We start from the raw sequence: 1187 nt of genomic DNA, 5'->3' as shown, positions 1-1187 counted from the left end.
AATCCCGGTTTCGGGAAGCGGTGCATCCGCAAACCGCGGTGCAATAGAAGCCCTGCCACCCAACCCTGTTTCCTTTCTCGAAGATGTTTCTGACGCTTTGACAATCCCATTGGTGATGGAAGGCGGGGCGATGGGCGGACTGCGTCAAGGTACTTACAACGGCCAAGTCATGAGCGCTAATCAGTTGGTTCAGGAAGGACAGATCTGGACATTCAACGGAGTCGCAGGGTTACCCGAAGACCCGCTCGCTTCTGTTTCGCGTGGCGACATAGTCCGTATTCAGATGCAGAACGACACTGTCTTTGCGCATGCCATGCACTTGCACGGGACGCACTTTCAGGAAGTTCTGCCGAACGGGAGCCTGGGACCGCTGCGAGATACAATACTGGTTGACCGGATGGAAACGCGGGAGATTGCGTTCGTTGCGGATAACCCGGGGGACTGGCTGTTTCATTGCCACATGCTGTCGCATCAGGCCGCTGGTATGAAGACCTGGCTGAGCGTGGCGTGATGAACAAGAGCGCGGCGAAAAGGGCGTCACTGGCTGCTGTGGTGATCATTGTCGCGGTCGCTGGCTGGGGCCTGAGCGGTCGCGCACAAAACGGTGCATCAGCGGATTCGGCACGTGGTGCAGTTTTGTACGCCGAAAACTGCGCGTCATGCCACGGGGCAGATTTGGAGGGTCAACCAGTTTGGCAGACACCTGATCCTGATGGCGTCTTGCGAGCTCCCCCGCATGACCGAACAGGGCACACCTGGCATCACGGCGACAAGCTGTTGTTCGATTATACAAAGCTTGGCGGGTACCAAACACTAAAACAGATGGGCGTCGCTGATGTCAAAAGCGATATGCCAGGTTTCGAGGACACTCTGTCGGATCAGGAAATCTGGGACATCCTTGCCTTCATCAAGGAGAGTTGGCCGGATCGGGAACGCAAGCTGCAAGAGCAGCGCACCGAGGCAGAACAAACGGAAGGAAACTGACGTGAAACGATTTTTTGCAGGCTTAATTGCCATCACTATGTCGATTGGTGCTGCTATGGCGAGTGCTGACGAATTGTCTGACTCCGATGTAAAACGGCTGGCTCTCGAAGCCATTTTGGAAAACCCTGAGATCATCATGCAGGCGATTCAATTGCTTCAACAGCGCGAGGATCAGGCAAAAGCCGAAGCAATTGGAAGCGTCT

General features: G+C 55.2%; 2 protein-coding genes and 1 pseudogene. All 3 read left to right on the top strand.

Features of this window, described 5'->3' with window-relative positions:
• Positions 1–511, top strand: a 511-nt coding sequence (locus ACR0EL_RS21605) for a multicopper oxidase domain-containing protein (RefSeq protein ID WP_480502228.1), incomplete at its 5' end; no start/stop codon positions are given.
• Positions 511–984: a c-type cytochrome gene (locus ACR0EL_RS21600; RefSeq protein ID WP_480502226.1), complete on the top strand. Its 474-nt coding sequence runs from the start codon at positions 511–513 to the stop codon at positions 982–984. The genes ACR0EL_RS21605 and ACR0EL_RS21600, both read left to right, overlap by 1 nt.
• A gap of 1 nt (position 985) precedes the next feature.
• Positions 986–1187: pseudogene (locus tag ACR0EL_RS21595) on the top strand (hypothetical protein); the annotation flags it as partial.

The organism is Ruegeria sp. AH12, from assembly GCF_056541465.1.
This window is presented reverse-complemented; position numbering and strand designations above follow the sequence as displayed.